Raw genomic sequence first — 15,410 nt, forward strand, 5'->3', positions numbered from 1 at the left:
CATCAGGGTACTTGGACCGGGCGACGCCGCGAAGTCGGAGTGTGGGCCGCATCGGCTCTCTCGCCGGCCCGCGAATCGGATAACGTTCTCCCCGTGGCGCCGAAACCGAAGACCCTGGCCCGTGAACTGTCCAAGCGGGGACCGCACCGCGTGCTGCGCGGTGACCTCGCCCTCGCCGGACAGCCGGGCGTCGTGTACACGCCCGAATCAGGCTTCAACCTGCCCGCCGTCGCGTTCGCGCACAGCTGGATGGCAGGTGTGGACCACTATCGGAAGACACTCGAGCATCTGGCGTCGTGGGGAATCGTCGTGGCCGCCCCCAACAGCGAACGTGGTCCCGTGCCCTCCCACCTCGGCCTCGCCACCGACCTGCGGGCCACCCTCGACATCTGTGTGGGTGTGCGTCTCGGTCCGGGGCAGATCAGCGTGCGGCCCGACCGCGTCGCTTTCGCAGGTCACGGGATGGGTGCAGGGGCGGCCGTGCTCGCCGCCGCCCAGCGGGACGTGGCGGCGGTGGCCGCGTTGTTCCCGGCGCCGACCGCGCCGAAGGCCGAGAGGTATGCGTCCAAGATCACAGCGCCGGGGCTCATCGTGGCCGGGGCCGACATCGACACCATGAACAGCAACGCCAAGGCGCTGGCCGAGGCGTGGGGCGGGGAGTATGTCCTGCGCGCCGTCAACGGCGCCTCGGAGTCCGGGCTCACCGAAGGTCGCCGCCTGCTGGGCGCACTCGGCATCGGCGGTTCGGAACGCAAGACCCAGCAGATCACCCGCGCGCTGCTGACCGGCTTCCTGCTCTATCACCTCACCGAGGACAAGAAATATGAGGTGTTCGCGAAGGCGGACGCCGAACTTCCCCACACCACCCTCGTCGATCCGCACGAGGAGCACACCGATGCGGGCTTCAAGGGTGTGCTCCCGCACATCTGAGGTCCGGTCACACCAGCCAGCTGCGCGGACGATAGAACTCGTCGTCGTCGAGTGTTCCCTGTCGCGGCGGCAACACCGGTGACACTGCGGCCGCGGGCTCGGCACGGCCGCGGTTCGCTGCGGCTGCCTCGTCTCTGGCTCTGGCTTCGTCGATCCGCTCCCGGAACAGTTCCAGGTCGGCGCGCATCTGTGCCCGTTGTGCCCGCAACTGGGCGGCTCGGTGGCTCACAGTGGACCGGCCTCGGCCAGCTCGGCGCCGCTGTCGAGTCCGGCGACCGGACCGGTCGCGAGTTCGGGTGCAGACCGCGGTTCCTGCGGCGGGGCCGGTGCGTCGGGCGCCGCGGGGGCGGGCTCCTCCTGCATCGTCACCACCTGCGGTGGCGGGACGGTTGAGGCGTCCCCGGCAGGCACGGGTGCCGGTGCGTCCTCCTGGTCCGGCACGTCGTCCCCGGCATCTCCGTCCGGCGGCGGCCCGTCTTCAGCCGTCGTCGGCGGCGCGTCTGCTCCAGCGTCGACCCGCGATTCCGGGTCGGGCTCGGCGGGTGCGCAGTCGGCACCGTCGGGGTCTCCGTCGGCGGCAGCGGTTTCGGCGAGGATCTGCGGCAGACCGTCCGGGCCGATCTCGACTCCGAATCTGGCCGTCCCGCCCTGTCCGTCGCTCATCTCGAGATGAATCCCCTGACCGTCCGCAGCGACGGCGAGCGTCCACGACTGTCCGTCGAGGTCCAGTTCGAGACTCTTGCCGTGAGCCGGCTCGCCTTCGTCCGCAGGCGGATCGTCGAGTTCTTCACGGAGGTCGTCGGGGTTCCCGTCCTCGTCGGCCCTGTCGGTGAGGCCCGAGAGGGTGTCCTCGATCAACGGGCGCAGGATGGAACCGAGATCGACCAGACCGCCCGAAAGGCCCTGCCGCACCAGATCGCCCAGGCCGGGGACGTTTCCCGTGCTCTGGACGGCGCCCGGTGCCGGCACGAGTGACCCGGGAATCCCGGCAAGCCCGGGCATTGCGGGCGGGACCGGTGCGACCGGGGCAGTCGTCATGGGCGCCGTGGCCGTCGGAGGGGCCACGGGCGCCGGCTGTGCAGCCCCGATCGGAGAAGCCGCAGCGATCGGGGGCGCGGCGGCCGCCGGACCGGTGGTCGCGTCGCCGCCACCGGATCGAGGCGGGACGTACGCGGGGCCGTCGTTCGCGGGTGCCGCGGCCGGTCCGGCCGGCGCAGCAGGTGCGGGAGCAGGTCCCAGTGCCGCAGCCGGGACGGTGCCGGCGTTGTGGACCTCGGGTGCACTCGGCGCGGGCGCCGGTTCGGGGGTGTCCTCGGGACGGAACCCGGGCTGTACCTCGATCGACCGCGCCTCGGCGACGACGGCGTCGTAGGCGGCGTGCACCGCATCGGCGCAGTCCGCACAGGCAGCGGTGAACTCCTGCTGCTTCTCCTCGAACACGCGCCGGAAGTTCGCGTCGAGCCAGTCCTTGGCGATTCCGGCGGCCCGCCGCACCACGTCGTCGCGGTCGAGGCGACGGAGCGCACCGGCGCCCCCGTCCTTGTACAGGCCGTTCACGTGCCGGTAGTCGTCGTCGGCGAGTTCGGGGAACCAGTAGGACGCGTCTTCCATGCAATCCTTCGCGACGGAATTGTCGCCGTCCTTGCCCTCGGAGTAGATCTGCGCGAGGACGTCGATCTGCGCGGCGCTGTATCCCCCGACCGTCGGCTGGTGCAGCGACACCACCTTGTACGCCTTGTTCGTCACGGCCGCGCTCAGGGTGAGGTTCGCTTCGAACAGCACCTCGGCGAGGTCGCCGAGCCGATCGACGGTGACGGCGACCTGAGCGTTCCGGCGGTCGGCGGCGTCGATCGCTGCCGCGGCCGCGATTCCGCTCCACCCGGTTCGCACCGCGGTGACGCATTTCTCGTTGTCGTCGAGTTCCGTGCGGGCCGTGTCGACGCTGCGTCCGAGGGTGTCGACGTCGCGGGCGAGCGCGTGCAGGCGCATCCCCCGTTCGGCGTCGAACCGAGCGTAGTAGTCGGTGAGTTCGAGGGATTCGTATCCCAGCTTTTTCGCGGCGGGGAGGAACAACTCGAAGAATTCGAGCCCGCGAGCGCCGAGATCGAGCATGTCCTCGGGATCGTTGAGGGCATCCGGGTGCAGGTGCTCTCCCAGCGCGATGCGGGATGTGTTGGCGGTCTGGGCGTCGCTGCCGTGCTCGAGCAGTGCCGCGTACCGCTGGTCGGCGGACGGCGTCCGGTCACGTTTGCCGAGTCCGTACTCGTCGAAGTACGGCTGCCACGACGACTCGTCCTCCTCTCGGGAGGCGGCCCACGCCTGGAGGAGTTGCTCCTTGAACTCGCGGCTCAGGTTCGGGTCTTCGATCAGCGTTCTGGGATCCGTGGTCACCACTGCACCCCGTCCACGTCGGCGGCCACGCTCGCGTCCGTTCCGGAGTAGCGCGCCGCGGCCTCCCGGAACGCGTGACCGAACGATTCCGCGTCCGCGGCCCACTGCTCGAGCGCGCCCCCGACGACGCCGAGGGCGTCCCGCACCGCGTCGCCCTTCGCGGTGTAGTCGCGGCCCGCCTGCGCTCCGGCGAATTCCAGCCGGGCGGTCTCGGCGGCCCGCTGTCTCAGAACCTCCGCCGACCGCAGCAGCCTGGTGCCCGCGTCCGTCACCACCGCGACGTCCACCTCGAGTCCCTCGCCCATTGCCCCACCCTCTCTTCGCGACCTACTGCATTAGACGCGACAGCGCACCGATCGGTTCCCGGCCGATCGGTGCGCTGTGTCCGCTCGCATCACACGGAGGCGACGGTACCCGCCAGTTCGTCGGCGAGCTTACGAGCCACTTCGAGATCGGAAGCCTCGACCATCACCCGCACGAGTTGCTCGGTGCCGGACGGCCGCAGGAGCACCCGCCCGTTCTCACCGAGGCTGCGCTCCGCGGCCAGCACTGCGTCGAGCACGACCGGGGACGCGGCGACGGCACGCTTGTCGGCGACCTTCACGTTGATCAGGACCTGCGGGAGCGTCGTCATCGCCGACGCCAGTTCCGCGATCGGCTGCCCGGTTTCCGCCATCCGGCCCATCAGCCGCAGTCCCGTCAGCACTCCGTCACCGGTGGTGCCGAAGGCGGGGAACACGACGTGACCGGACTGTTCGCCGCCCAGGCTGAACCCGCCGGATCGGAGTCCCTCGAGGACGTAGCGATCACCGACCGCCGTGGTGACCAGCGAGATTCCGGCCTCGCGCATGGCGATGTGCAGACCGAGATTGCTCATGACGGTCGCGACGAGGGTGTCGTCCACCAGTTCGCCCGCATCACGCATGCCGAGGGCGAGCACGGTCATGATGGCGTCGCCGTCGATGAGGGAACCGGCTGCGTCGACGGCGAGGCATCGATCCGCATCCCCGTCGTGCGCGAGCCCGAGGTCGGCGCCGTGCCGGACGACGGCCTTCTGCAGACCCTCGAGGTGCGTCGATCCGCAGTTCTCGTTGATGTTGAGTCCGTCGGGTTCGGCGTTGATCGCGACGACCGTGGCGCCGGCGGCCCGGTAGGCGGCGGGGGCGACATCCGAGGCCGCGCCGTGCGCGCAGTCGACCACCACGGTCAGTCCGTCGAGGCTGTTCGGGAGTGCGGTGGTCAGGTGCTGCAGGTACCGGTCCGCGGCGTCCGGCACCGTGCGGACACGTCCGATCCCGGCCCCGGTCGGCGCCCGCCGTGTCGCGGTGCCGGTGGCGACGGACTCGATCCGGTCTTCCACCTCGTCGTCGAGTTTGTGTCCGCCTGCCGCGAAGATCTTGATGCCGTTGTCTGGCATCGGATTGTGCGAGGCGGAGATCATGACACCGAGAGCCGCGTCCAGTTCCGCGGTCAGGAACGCCACCGCGGGCGTCGGCAGCACCCCGACGTTCAGGACGTCGACGCCGGCAGACGTCAGGCCCGCGACGACCGCCGCCTCGAGCATTTCGCCGCTGGCTCTCGGGTCACGGCCGACCACGGCCGTCTTGCGTCCGCCCGAACCCGGCGACGCCAGCACCGTCGCTGCGGCGGAGGCCACCTGCAACGCCAGCTCGGCGGTCAGCTCGGTATTCGCGAGACCACGAACCCCATCCGTCCCGAACAATCGACCCATAGACCAGACCCCTCGCACCTAGAAAACCCATTACATCTCGGATAAAGCACGAGAGCAGGCGTCCGGTAACGATGGACGCCTGCTCTCGGGAAGAACAGGTGCCGAAGCCGACCCCGGAGGGCGGCTTCGGCGACACATCAGCGCTTCGAGTACTGAGATGCCTTGCGGGCCTTCTTCAGGCCGTACTTCTTGCGCTCGACGGCGCGGGCGTCACGCGTGAGGAAGCCGGCGCTCTTGAGAGCCGGACGGTCCTCGGGGGTGACCTCGATGAGCGCGCGGGCGATGGCGAGACGCAGGGCGCCGGCCTGTCCGGACGGTCCGCCACCGTGCAGCAGCGCCACGATGTCGAAGGACTCGGCACGCTCGACCGTGACCAGCGGAGCCTTGATCAGCTGCTGGTGCACCTTGTTCGGGAAGTAGTCCTCGATGGTGCGGCCGTTGAGCTTGAAGTCGCCCGAACCGGGGGTCAGACGGACGCGGACAACCGCTTCCTTACGACGACCGACGGTCTGGATGGGGCGATCGATCACGATCGGGGCCTGCGGCGCAGCAGCGGCCTCGATGTCCTCGGCGACCTCGGGCTCCTCGACGGACACGTACTCGTCCGCCGCGACCTCGACAACCTCGGTGATCTCTTCGGGGTTGGACACGTTCTGCTCCTCCGGCGCCGTCACTGGGCCACCTGCTTGATCTCGAATGGCACCGGCTGCTGCGCGGCGTGGGGGTGGTTCGGGCCCGCGTAGACCTTCAGCTTGCTGCTGATGGCGCGACCCAGCTTGTTCTTGGGGAGCATGCCGACGATGGCCTTCTCCACGAGGCGGTCGGGGTTCTTGTCGAGAACCTCACCGACGGAGCGGGACTTCAGACCACCGGGGTGTCCGGAGTGGTGGTAGAGGAACTTGCCCTCGCGCTTGTTGCCGCTGATCGCGACCTTCTCGGCGTTGATGATGACGACGAAGTCGCCGCCGTCAACGTGCGGTGCAAAGGTGGGCTTGTGCTTGCCGCGCAGCAAGTTGGCTGCCTGGACGGCAAGGCGGCCGAGCACCACGTCAGTGGCGTCGATGACGTGCCACGTGCGGGTCACATCTCCGGCCTTCGGGGTGTACGTAGACACAGAACTTCCTCGTCTTGTTCAATCCGCTGCTGGCCATTGCGTATCGTCGAGCGATTCCCGGCGGCCAGTTGAGACCCGAGAACCGCCAGCCACTGCGACACGGAGACGCAGCGGCGCACGGCACGCCAACGGAGAACAATACCGGTCAGGGCGCCCCAGGGTCAAAACTCACTCGGCGAGCGCATCGGCGAGCTGTTCGACGGCCCACGTCAGCTCGTCGCGTTCGATCACCAGCGGCGGGGCGATGCGGATCGTGCCCTCGTGCGCGTCCTTCGCGAGGACCCGGCGCGCCAGGAGTCTTTCACAGATCGTCCGGGCGGCCGGCATACCGTCGGCGAGCTGCACACCGGCCCACAGTCCGCGCCCGCGCACCTCCGACACGTGTTCGGGAGGCAACTGCGACAGCATGTCGTGCAGGTAGGCGCCCAGTTCACGGCTTCGCTCCTGATATTCGCCGGTCTCGAGCAGGTCCACCACCGCACTGCCCACCGCGCAGGCGAGCGGGTTACCCCCGAACGTGCTGCCGTGCTGCCCGGGGCCTATCACCGCCATCACCGGCCAGTCGGCGACGACGGCGGAGACCGGCATCAGGCCGCCGCCGAGCGCCTTGCCCAGCACGTACACGTCGGGGGTCACGTTCTCGTGGTCGCACGCGAACGTGTCGCCGGTCCGTCCGAGCCCGCTCTGGATCTCGTCGGCGATCATCAGGATTCCGCGCCGGGTACAGATGTCCCGGACCGCCGCGAGGTAGCCCGGGGGCGGCACCAGGACTCCGGCCTCACCCTGGATCGGTTCGAGGAGCACGGCCACCGTGTTCTCGGTGATCGCGGCCTCGAGCGCCGCCGCGTTCCCGTATTCGACGGACGAGAACCCTGCCGGGTACGGACCGAACCCGGCGTACGCGTCCGGATCGGACGAGAACCCGACGATCGTGATGGTGCGGCCGTGGAAGTTCCCGGCGCACGTGATCACCTCGGCGCGCCCCGGCGGCACACCCTTGACGTCGTACCCCCACTTACGGGCCAGTTTCAGCGCGGTCTCGACGGCCTCGGCGCCCGTGTTCATGGGCAGCACCGCGTCCTTCCGGCACAGCCGGCTCAGGTCCTCGCAGAAGGTAGCGAAACGGTCGTGCTGGAACGCGCGGCTGGTCAGGGTGAGCCGGCCGAGTTGTTCGCGCGCCACCCGGACGAGCGCGGGGTGTGCGTGGCCGAAGTTGAGTGCCGAGTAACCGGCGAGCACGTCCAGGTAGTCGACGCCGTCGATTCCCTTCACCCATGCGCCGGCACCCGATTCGATCACGACCGGCAGCGGGGAGTAGTTGTGGGCGCTGTGCTCCTCGGCCCTCTTCAGCTGCTCACGCGTGGCATCCGACACGGAAACGACACCGTCCGACATTGCTGGTCACCCCTGACTTTCGTCCCGGATCCCGCGGAAGCCGCGGAGCTCCAAAGTGCTGCACTTGATTCCGCCACCGGATTTGAGGAATTCCGAGTAGTCGACCGGAACGGGTTCGTACCCGCGGTCCGACAGCTGGTCGGCGAGGTGTGAAGCCTGCACGGGCAACACCACATTGGCGCCGTCGCTGACCAGGTTGAGTCCGAGCCAGTCGGTGTCCGTCTCGGCGGCGATCACCGCATCGGGGAACATTCGCCCCAGCACGTCGCGACTGTCGGGCGAAAACGCGGAGGGCAGGTACGCGATGGTGCTGTCGTCGAGCACGCCCAGCGCGGTGTTGAGGTGGTAGTAGCGCGGGTTCACCAGGTTCAGGGTGATCACCGGACGACCGAGGTGCGCCGACGCCTCGGCGTGCGACCGTGGGTCGGACCGGAACCCGGTTCCAGCGAGGATCACGTCGCCGACGACGAGGAAGTCGCCCTCCCCCTCGTTGACGTACCGCGGCAGGGTGGGCCTGATCAGCCCGTTGTCCCGAAACCACCGGAACACGTGTTCGGCCTCGGCGCGTCGCTCGGCGGTCCGGTACCGGGCGCCGAGAGCGACGCCGTCGACGACGAGTCCGCTGTCGGTGACGAACACCATGTCCGGGAGCCCCTCGACGGGGTCGATCGTCAGCACCTCGTGGCCGAGCCGCCGGTAGGTGTCCGCGAGCGCGGACCACTGCGACATCGCACGGTCCCGGTCCACGGGTTCACCGGGGCGCATCCAGTCGTTGATGGCGTAGACGACGTCGAAATACGTGGGCGGGCACATCAGGTAGGTCCGCGGGTGGGCGTGGCGGACGGCGTCGCCCGGCGCGACCGCCGGCTCCTCGTAGGGGCTCTCGGACTCGATACCAGCAGTGGGCGCCATCTCCACTCCCCCTCGATCGGTGTCGGTGACATCAGTATCCACCCACCAAAAGGCCTGATCAATGCGCTAGCGTTCCATCACATGGATGATTCGTTGCGTCTGGACGGGCTCGATCGGCGGATCGTTGCGCGACTGGAGCGCAATGCACGGTCCAGCTTCGCCACCATCGGCGCCGAGGTCGGGCTGTCCGCACCGGCCGTGAAGCGCCGGGTCGATCGACTGGTCGAGTCCGGAGCGATCACCGGATTCCATGCGGCGCTCGATCCCCGCGCCCTCGGCCCGGGCGTCGAGGTGTTCGTCGAGTTGTACTGCAGCGGTCGCACGTCGGCCGTGGAGATCGCGCGGATCGTGTCCCGCCACACCGAGGTTCAGGAGGCGTACACGGTCACCGGCGACGCCAACGCCCTGCTCCGCGTCCGCACCACCGACACCGCACACCTCGAACGAACGCTGGAGAACCTGCGGTCGGAGCCGGCCGTCCTCCAGACCAAGAGCAGCGTCGTCCTCAGCCGACTGATACCGCCCGCCGACTGATCCCCTCGTCGTACACGGCGACGACAGTGCCCCAGCAACCGTGGATTGCTGGGGCACTCGGGTGTGTCACGCGAAGATCAGAGCCAGGCCGTGGCGTTCCGGTCTTCCGCGGACTGCATGTCGATGGCGCCGTCCTGGACGACCTTCGAGATCGTCTGCAGGACCTGGAGCAGATCCTCGTGAGAGCTGTCCCACTTGGCCTGCACAGCCTGGTAGTTGTCCCGCGCACCGCTCTCCCACTGCGCCACGAGGCCGTTGACGTAGCCCTTGAGCTCGTCGTGCGTCTCGCGCAGCTTCGCTTCGTTCGACTTGATGTCGGCCGCCAGCGCCTGCAACTCGGCAAATCCGTACTTCAACATTCGGTGCTCCCCTCGAGCTTCGTAACTGTTCTCGGTGCCGGCGCTAGATGTCGAGCGATCCCGAGGCTCCAGCCGAATGGATCGCATCCTGGTTGGCCTGCTCGGCGGCGTCGTAACCCTTGCCGTTCTCGCGGATCTTCACCGCAATCTCGTCCAGCGACTCCTGCATACGGCGCGAGGCATCTCCGTACCGTGCCATCAGGTTCATGAACGCCGTCTGCGCTCCACCCTGCCACGCCGAAGACGACTCCTCGCAACGACCCTTGAGGCTGTTGATCGTGCCCTGCAGCTGGCTGTTCACCGTCTGCACGTGATTGGCCGCGACCTCCATCTGGCCGACATCGGTAACAACTCCCGCCATGTGTGACTCCTTCTGCTCTCGGTGCGGCGGCCCCCACTGGACTGCCCGAATTCACCCCTACACAAGATTGGACGCGTCATCCGCCCAATCGGTTCCACCTCCGTGGAAGATTTCTCGGCGAAGAGAACGGGATCACCGGACGATCACCAGCGACCGCACGACGTCCTCGCACACGCTCTCGATCGACTCCCACTCCTCGGCCAGGAACTGGCAGCCGACGCTCACCTGGAGGTCGCGTTCGACGAGTACGTGCCATCGCACCGCGGAACTCTCGTCGGGGAACTCGCTGTACGCGATGCCGGGTCTGCCTCCGAACACGACGTCGCGCTCGAGTTCGCCGAACAGTTCGGGCCGGCCGCGCTGCGCGATCTTCGACGCGAGCGTCGCCGCCACCTCGTCGTATCCGGAACCCTCTCGAACCGCGTTCTGCGTGATGATGATTCGCCTGTCGGCCCCACCTGCCGGCACCAATTCCAGCCGGGGCACGGCGGAGTTCGACGCGGGTGCCCGCTCCTTCCATCCGCTCGGCAGCGTTACACGAATGCCGCCCACCTCGAGGCTGGCGTCGGTCGTGGTGGTCGTCGGCACCGCGGACCGCGTGAGCGTCGGGGCCGGGGCCGCCGGTGCCGCACTCGCGTCGAGTGCGCGGACCGTTTCGGTGCCGGGGTCGGGGTCGCGAAGTGTGAAGACGAGAACGGCCCCGACGACCACTGCCAGCACCGCAGCCACCGCGAGAAAAGTGGGCCGCACGTTCCGCCGGCCCCCGCGATCCGACCCCTGCAGTGCCGGTTCGAGCCAGTTCGACTGCGGGACAGCCATCGTCGTCGGCGCTTCGTCGGCGTCGACCACGCCGGCGACGAGTGCCCGGGCAATCTCTTCTCCGGTGACGATCCGGACATCGGTGTTCGCGGGCGCGACCGCGACCACGGCGTCCCGCATCGATGCGCGCTCCTGCGAATCTCCGGCCCCCGTCAGGAGGATTCCGTCGACCGGGCGATCACCGCGGGCCCGCGCACCGAGTTCCGCGATCGCCGCAGCCCACTCGTCGATCCCCTCGTCCGCGCAGAGCGACGGGTCGTGCTCGCATGCGACGACCCGGTATCCGCCGACCTCACCGACCACGTAACTGGCCGTCGCGCCCATCGTCCGGCTTTCGAGCACCAGCCATCGACCGCCGGAAGAAACAGCACCCTCGGCCGCCGCCACCGCGACCGGAACCAGCACGGTGTCGGCGGCAACCCGTGAACCCGCGGCGGCGAGCACATTCTGCCGCGCGGAACCCCACTCCGTCGGGTGCGACAGTACCGCCGTCGCGATCGGCGACGCCTCCCCCGCACCGCCGATCACAGACCGGAACACCGCGGTCAGTGCGTCGGACACCGCGAGAACACCACCGTCGACGTCGACGTACTCGTCGTCGACGAAGCACAGCGGCGTCGTCTCGCGTACCGCCCTCGTCACGCCCTGCACGCAGGACCACATGCCGGATTCAGTGAGGTGAATCGCGACCGACGACATCACAGCGGGGGCATCCACGCGAGCTGGATCAGGCCGGTACCCGCACGGTTGACCAGCGTTCCGCGCCCGGGAGGCATCGCGCTCGGACGGACGGTGCCGATGAGGTTGCCCTCCTCCCGGTTGCCGCTCATCACGAGGCCCGTGGATTGCAGATCACGCAGGCGTGCGATGACCGGCTCGTACATCGCCCGTGCCGCACCGCCGGAGCGTCGCGCGATGATCAGGTGGAATCCGATGTCGCGGGCGTGCGGCAGGAATTCGACGATCGCGGAGACGGGGTTCCCGCTCGAGGTCACGACGAGGTCGTAGTCGTCGATGACGACGAAGATTTCGGGGCCCGACCACCAGGACCGGTCGCGCTGCTGCTGGCGGCTGAAACCGGGACCCGGCATGCGCTCCTTCAGCAGGAACGCGAGATCCCTCATGTTCGTCCCCAGCACGTCCTCGGACGGTGCGTACGAGGCGAGGTGCTCCGTTTCGACGACACCGAGCATCGTGCGCCGATAGTCGCCGAGAATGATCTTCGCCTGTTTGCTCGTGTTCGACGCCATGATGCCCTCGCAGATGTTCCGCAGGAGCGTCGTCTTACCGCATTCGGTGTCGCCGAACACCAGGAAGTGGGGCTGCTCGGCGAAGTTCAGGAACGTCGGGACCAACTCGGCCTCGTCGAGGCCGATCGGAATCTGCAGACATGCCTGCGCAGGGTCCAGGTAGGACGGCCACCCCCCGGCAGCGTGGAGCAGGTCTTCGCGGGCGATCTGTGCCGGCAGCATTCGCACCGCCGGAGCGGGCCTGCCGTGGGTCGCGGCGGCGACGGCGGACACCGCGTGCGCCACCCCGGTTGCCAGGTCGGTCGGATCCGAGCTCCCGTCGAACCTCGGCAACCCGATGAGCAGATGCAGGCTGTCGCGGGTCATGCCGCGTCCGGGCCTGCCTTCGGGAACGAGTGCCGCGGTCTTGCGACCGAGGTCCGAGTCCGACGGGTCACCGAGCCGCAGCTCGATGCGCGTGCCGAGCTGATCCTTGAGCGCGGGCCGGACCTCGCCCCACCGTGACGCCGTGAGGACCACGTGCACGCCGTACGACAACCCCTGGGACGCAAGGTTGGTGATCTGCTGTTCGAGAGCCTCGAAATCCTGACGGATGCTGCCGAACCCGTCGATCACCAGGAACACGTCGCCGAACGGGTCCTGCGCGACCCCCGCAGCCGGGCCGCCGCTGCCGGGGTCGGAGGCACGTAGACGGCGGAACTCCGCCATCGACTCGACCCCGAGTTCGCGGAAACGATCCTCGCGTTGACGCACGATGGTGTTCATCTCGGCGACGGTGCGCCGCACCCGGTCCACGTCGAGGCGGTTGGCGACCGATCCGACGTGCGGTAGTCCCGACAGTCCGGCGAGCGTGCCGCCACCGAAGTCGAGGCAGTAGAACTGCACCTGCTCCGCGGAATGGGTGGCGGCCAGCGACGTGATGAGCGTGCGGATCGCAGTGGACTTGCCCGACTGTGGTCCACCCACCACGGCCATGTTGCCGGTGGACCCGGACAGATCCACGACGAGCGGGTCGCGCCGCTGGTCGTAGGGTCTGTCGATGATCCCGATCGGTGCACGCAGCGAACTCAGCGCGGGAACCGGTTCGGTGAGAACGGACCTCGGCAGCATCTGGTCGAGGGTCGGCGCGGCGTCGAGGGGCCGCAGCCACACCTCGTGGGCGCGCGGTCCGCGGTCCTTGATCCGTTCGACCACGACGTCGATGGTGGTGCGGGTTTCCGCCGCCTCCTCGGTCAGGTGGAGTGACTGTGGTTCGTCGTGGATCTCGACGACGTCGACGGCGACGGGTGCGGCCGTGAAGATCTTCGGCCGCAGGTCGACCGCCGCCTCACCGGGGCGCCGCACGTTGTCGACGCGACCGCCCTCGTAGGTGCCGGACACGTACGAGGCCTGGAAGCGGACGATCTCCGCGGAATCGCATTTGAGGTATCCGGCGCCCGGGGTCGCGGGCAGGTGGTAGGCGTCCGGTACACCGAGCACGGTGCGCGATTCGTTGGCCGAGAACGTCTTGAGGCCGATCCGGTACGACAGGTGGCTGTCGAGGCCTCGCAGTTTGCCCTCTTCCAGCCGCTGACTCGCCAGGAGCAGGTGGATGTGCAGCGACCGGCCGAGTCGGCCGATGGCGACGAAGAGGTCCGCGAACTCGGGCTGCTGGCTGAGCAGTTCGGAGAATTCGTCGACGACGATGAACAGCGCGGGCAGCGGGTCGAGGTCGGCGCCGGCCTGGCGGGCCTTCTCGTATTCGGTGACGTTCGCGAAGTTCCCGGAGGAGCGCAGAAGTTCCTGGCGTCGGTTCATCTCACCGGCGAGGGCGTCCCGCATCCGGTCGACCATCGCGAGTTCCTCGGCGAGGTTGGTGATCACCGCGGCGACGTGCGGCGCGTCCTCGAGGCCGAGGAACGTGGCGCCGCCCTTGAAGTCGACGAGGACGAGGTTGAGCGCCTCGGGCGAATGCGTCGAGATCAGCCCGAGCACCAACGTCCGCAGAAACTCCGATTTACCGGAACCGGTGGCTCCGATGCACAGTCCGTGGGGCCCCATTCCGTTCTCGGCCGACTCCTTCAGGTCGATCTCGACCGGGTGACCGTCCACTCCCACACCGATCGGGACCCGCAGCCGGTCGCGGCCCTGGCGGGGCAGCCACGCGTGATCCGGGTTGAGACGGCCGACGTCGCCGATTCCCAGCATCTGGCTCCACGTCTGGACCGGCTGATCGTCGTCGCCGGCGTCCACTGCCGTATGCGACGCCGTCCGATACGGCGCGAGTCGCCGGGCCAGTGTTTCCGCCTGGTGAGCGCTGACGAGGTCCGCTGTCGCGAACATCTCCACTCCGACTCCGCTGCGGGCGCCGAGGGATCCGTCCTGCGCGACGAGTTGGAGGCCACGCGTGGCCGTCAGTCGCGGGCAGAAACCGCTGATGTCGAGAACGGAGACCGAGTCGACGCCGCCGTCGGTGATCATCCCCGATTCGCCCTCGAGAATCCCTCCGTCGACGACGATGACGAATTGCGGAACACCGGGTGCGGCGGGCGCGTTGCGCGAGAACCGGTTTCGCATCGACAGCTGGGGGCCGAGCGCGGATTCGAGTTCGAGGATCGAGCCGTAGATCATGCGGGACGAACCGACACCGTCGGACGAGTCCGGATGCTGCGCGTGCGGCAGCCACTTCGCCCAGTCCCACTCGTGCTCCGTGTCGGGACCGCACACGACGGCGACCAGGAGATTGTCCGGGCCGTGGAATGCGCACAACTGCATGAGCATCGACCGCACCAGGGACCGTGCGGTACCGCGGTCCCCTTCGACGGAGATGGCCGCAAAGCCGCGCAGCGACACCGCGGTGGGCAGGTCCTGAACTACGGAGTGCGCGCGGACGAAGCGACGAAGCGACACCGCTGCAACCGGTTCCAGATCCTCCACCGGTCCGGTCTCCGGCGCGATCAGGCGGGTCGCGAGGCGCTGGCTTCCCCGGCCGACGCGCACGTGGCAGTAGTCGGGGTCGGTGATACGGCGCTCCCACATGCGAGCCGTGCCTGCGAGGGTCCACAGCAGACCGGGTTCGGGGTGACTCCAGTCGAGCGCTTTTCGCTGCTGCCCGCCGGTCTCGTTGACGTCGCGCCGCAGCTGATCGAGGTAGCGCAGGTAGTCCTTGCGGTCCTCGTTGGCCTCCGCCGCTTTCGGGCCACCACGGCCGCCGCCTGCCAGCATGCCGAGCATCGACACCATCATCATGACGGGAAAGAGCATCGACATCGGATTGCGGGCCATGCCCGACGAGAACATCAGGGCCATCATCCCGACCATGGCGACGACCATGACCACGGGAAGGAGCTTGGTCAGAAGGTTTCCGGGAACCAGACGTGGAATCTCGGGCGGAGCCTGCAAGCTCACTTCGCCGCCCGGAATGCGTGGTACTTCCCGTCGCGCTTTGCGCACGAATCGAATAGTGCTCACTACTCGCCCCCCATGACTACAACCGCCCAGAAAAAACCGTGCAGCCGATCCGATCCCGAAACTCCGGGTCCGCCCCCCTGGGCTCGATCCGCGAAGTCAGACACTAACCCATGGAGGGCGATCGGGCATATAGGAGGTCGTGCCCTGTAGACACTGGAGGCAC

14 protein-coding genes are annotated in these 15,410 nt (G+C 68.5%); 2 read left to right on the forward strand and 12 right to left on the reverse strand.

Going from position 1 to position 15,410, the window contains the following annotated elements; all coding sequences use genetic code 11:
* Positions 1 to 93 precede the first annotated feature (93 nt).
* Positions 94 to 930, forward strand: coding sequence for a dienelactone hydrolase family protein (locus CJ179_RS06220; RefSeq protein WP_072945747.1), 837 nt, complete (start codon positions 94 to 96; stop codon positions 928 to 930).
* 7 nt (positions 931 to 937) lie between these two features.
* Here CJ179_RS06220 and CJ179_RS06225 read toward each other — a convergent pair whose 3' ends face one another.
* The 8 genes from CJ179_RS06225 to ddaH form a co-directional block, all read right to left on the reverse strand.
* A complete protein-coding gene (locus CJ179_RS06225) occupies positions 938 to 1,159 on the reverse strand; it encodes a hypothetical protein (RefSeq protein WP_257015343.1) in 222 nt (73 codons plus the stop codon).
* Positions 1,156 to 3,321 (reverse strand): hypothetical protein, encoded by a 2,166-nt coding sequence (locus CJ179_RS06230; RefSeq protein ID WP_257015344.1) that lies wholly within the window; start codon positions 3,319 to 3,321, stop codon positions 1,156 to 1,158. The genes CJ179_RS06225 and CJ179_RS06230 overlap by 4 nt, the downstream gene beginning before the upstream one ends.
* Positions 3,318 to 3,626, reverse strand: a complete 309-nt coding sequence (locus CJ179_RS06235) for a type VII secretion target (RefSeq protein WP_072945740.1) — start codon at positions 3,624 to 3,626, stop codon at positions 3,318 to 3,320. The genes CJ179_RS06230 and CJ179_RS06235 overlap by 4 nt, the downstream gene beginning before the upstream one ends.
* An 89-nt stretch (positions 3,627 to 3,715) precedes the next feature.
* A complete protein-coding gene (gene glmM, locus CJ179_RS06240) occupies positions 3,716 to 5,053 on the reverse strand; it encodes a phosphoglucosamine mutase (RefSeq protein WP_072945738.1) in 1,338 nt (445 codons plus the stop codon).
* Between the two features lie 137 nt (positions 5,054 to 5,190).
* On the reverse strand, positions 5,191 to 5,727 hold the full coding sequence (gene rpsI / locus CJ179_RS06245) for a 30S ribosomal protein S9 (RefSeq protein ID WP_043825651.1): 537 nt from the start codon (positions 5,725 to 5,727) through the stop codon (positions 5,191 to 5,193).
* A complete protein-coding gene (gene rplM, locus CJ179_RS06250; RefSeq protein ID WP_005239728.1) occupies positions 5,724 to 6,167 on the reverse strand; it encodes a 50S ribosomal protein L13 in 444 nt (147 codons plus the stop codon). Before rplM ends, rpsI begins: the two co-directional genes overlap by 4 nt.
* Before the next feature lie 168 nt (positions 6,168 to 6,335).
* Positions 6,336 to 7,562 carry an ornithine--oxo-acid transaminase gene (gene rocD, locus CJ179_RS52620; RefSeq protein WP_072945735.1) on the reverse strand — a complete coding sequence of 409 codons (1,227 nt, stop codon included), beginning with the start codon at positions 7,560 to 7,562 and terminating at the stop codon, positions 6,336 to 6,338.
* Positions 7,563 to 7,568: 6 nt separating this feature from the next.
* Positions 7,569 to 8,474 carry a dimethylargininase gene (ddaH, locus tag CJ179_RS52625; RefSeq protein ID WP_095861072.1) on the reverse strand — a complete coding sequence of 302 codons (906 nt, stop codon included), beginning with the start codon at positions 8,472 to 8,474 and terminating at the stop codon, positions 7,569 to 7,571.
* A gap of 81 nt (positions 8,475 to 8,555) precedes the next feature.
* On the opposite strand from ddaH, the gene CJ179_RS06265 reads away from it, so the two are divergent.
* Complete coding sequence (locus tag CJ179_RS06265; RefSeq protein ID WP_072945733.1) at positions 8,556 to 9,008, forward strand: Lrp/AsnC family transcriptional regulator; 453 nt, start codon at positions 8,556 to 8,558, stop codon at positions 9,006 to 9,008.
* A 77-nt stretch (positions 9,009 to 9,085) separates the two neighbouring features.
* Here CJ179_RS06265 and CJ179_RS06270 read toward each other — a convergent pair whose 3' ends face one another.
* The 4 genes from CJ179_RS06270 to eccCa all read right to left on the reverse strand — a co-directional run bounded on the left by CJ179_RS06270 (position 9,086) and on the right by eccCa (position 15,247).
* Entirely contained in the window at positions 9,086 to 9,367 is a 282-nt protein-coding gene (locus CJ179_RS06270) for a WXG100 family type VII secretion target (protein ID WP_072945730.1), read from the reverse strand.
* A 43-nt stretch (positions 9,368 to 9,410) separates the two neighbouring features.
* Positions 9,411 to 9,728 (reverse strand): WXG100 family type VII secretion target, encoded by a 318-nt coding sequence (locus CJ179_RS06275; RefSeq protein ID WP_015889935.1) that lies wholly within the window; start codon positions 9,726 to 9,728, stop codon positions 9,411 to 9,413.
* 132 nt (positions 9,729 to 9,860) lie between these two features.
* A complete protein-coding gene (locus tag CJ179_RS06280) occupies positions 9,861 to 11,264 on the reverse strand; it encodes a type VII secretion-associated protein (protein ID WP_257015345.1) in 1,404 nt (467 codons plus the stop codon).
* Positions 11,246 to 15,247 (reverse strand): type VII secretion protein EccCa, encoded by a 4,002-nt coding sequence (gene eccCa, locus CJ179_RS06285; RefSeq protein WP_095860915.1) that lies wholly within the window; start codon positions 15,245 to 15,247, stop codon positions 11,246 to 11,248. The genes CJ179_RS06280 and eccCa overlap by 19 nt, the downstream gene beginning before the upstream one ends.
* Positions 15,248 to 15,410: the final 163 nt, after the last annotated feature.

The sequence above is a fragment of the Rhodococcus sp. ACS1 genome (genome assembly GCF_002300155.1).
GTDB lineage: Bacteria > Actinomycetota > Actinomycetes > Mycobacteriales > Mycobacteriaceae > Rhodococcus_F > Rhodococcus_F koreensis.

Coding starts and splice junctions, on each gene's coding strand:
- ddaH (WP_095861072.1), bottom strand. CDS start 8,474: ATGGCGCCCACTGCTGGTATCGAGTCCGAGAGCCCCTACGAGGAGCCG.
- CJ179_RS06270 (WP_072945730.1), bottom strand. CDS start 9,367: ATGTTGAAGTACGGATTTGCCGAGTTGCAGGCGCTGGCGGCCGACATC.
- CJ179_RS06235 (WP_072945740.1), bottom strand. CDS start 3,626: ATGGGCGAGGGACTCGAGGTGGACGTCGCGGTGGTGACGGACGCGGGC.
- CJ179_RS06265 (WP_072945733.1), top strand. CDS start 8,556: ATGGATGATTCGTTGCGTCTGGACGGGCTCGATCGGCGGATCGTTGCG.
- rocD (WP_072945735.1), bottom strand. CDS start 7,562: ATGTCGGACGGTGTCGTTTCCGTGTCGGATGCCACGCGTGAGCAGCTG.
- CJ179_RS06275 (WP_015889935.1), bottom strand. CDS start 9,728: ATGGCGGGAGTTGTTACCGATGTCGGCCAGATGGAGGTCGCGGCCAAT.
- glmM (WP_072945738.1), bottom strand. CDS start 5,053: ATGGGTCGATTGTTCGGGACGGATGGGGTTCGTGGTCTCGCGAATACC.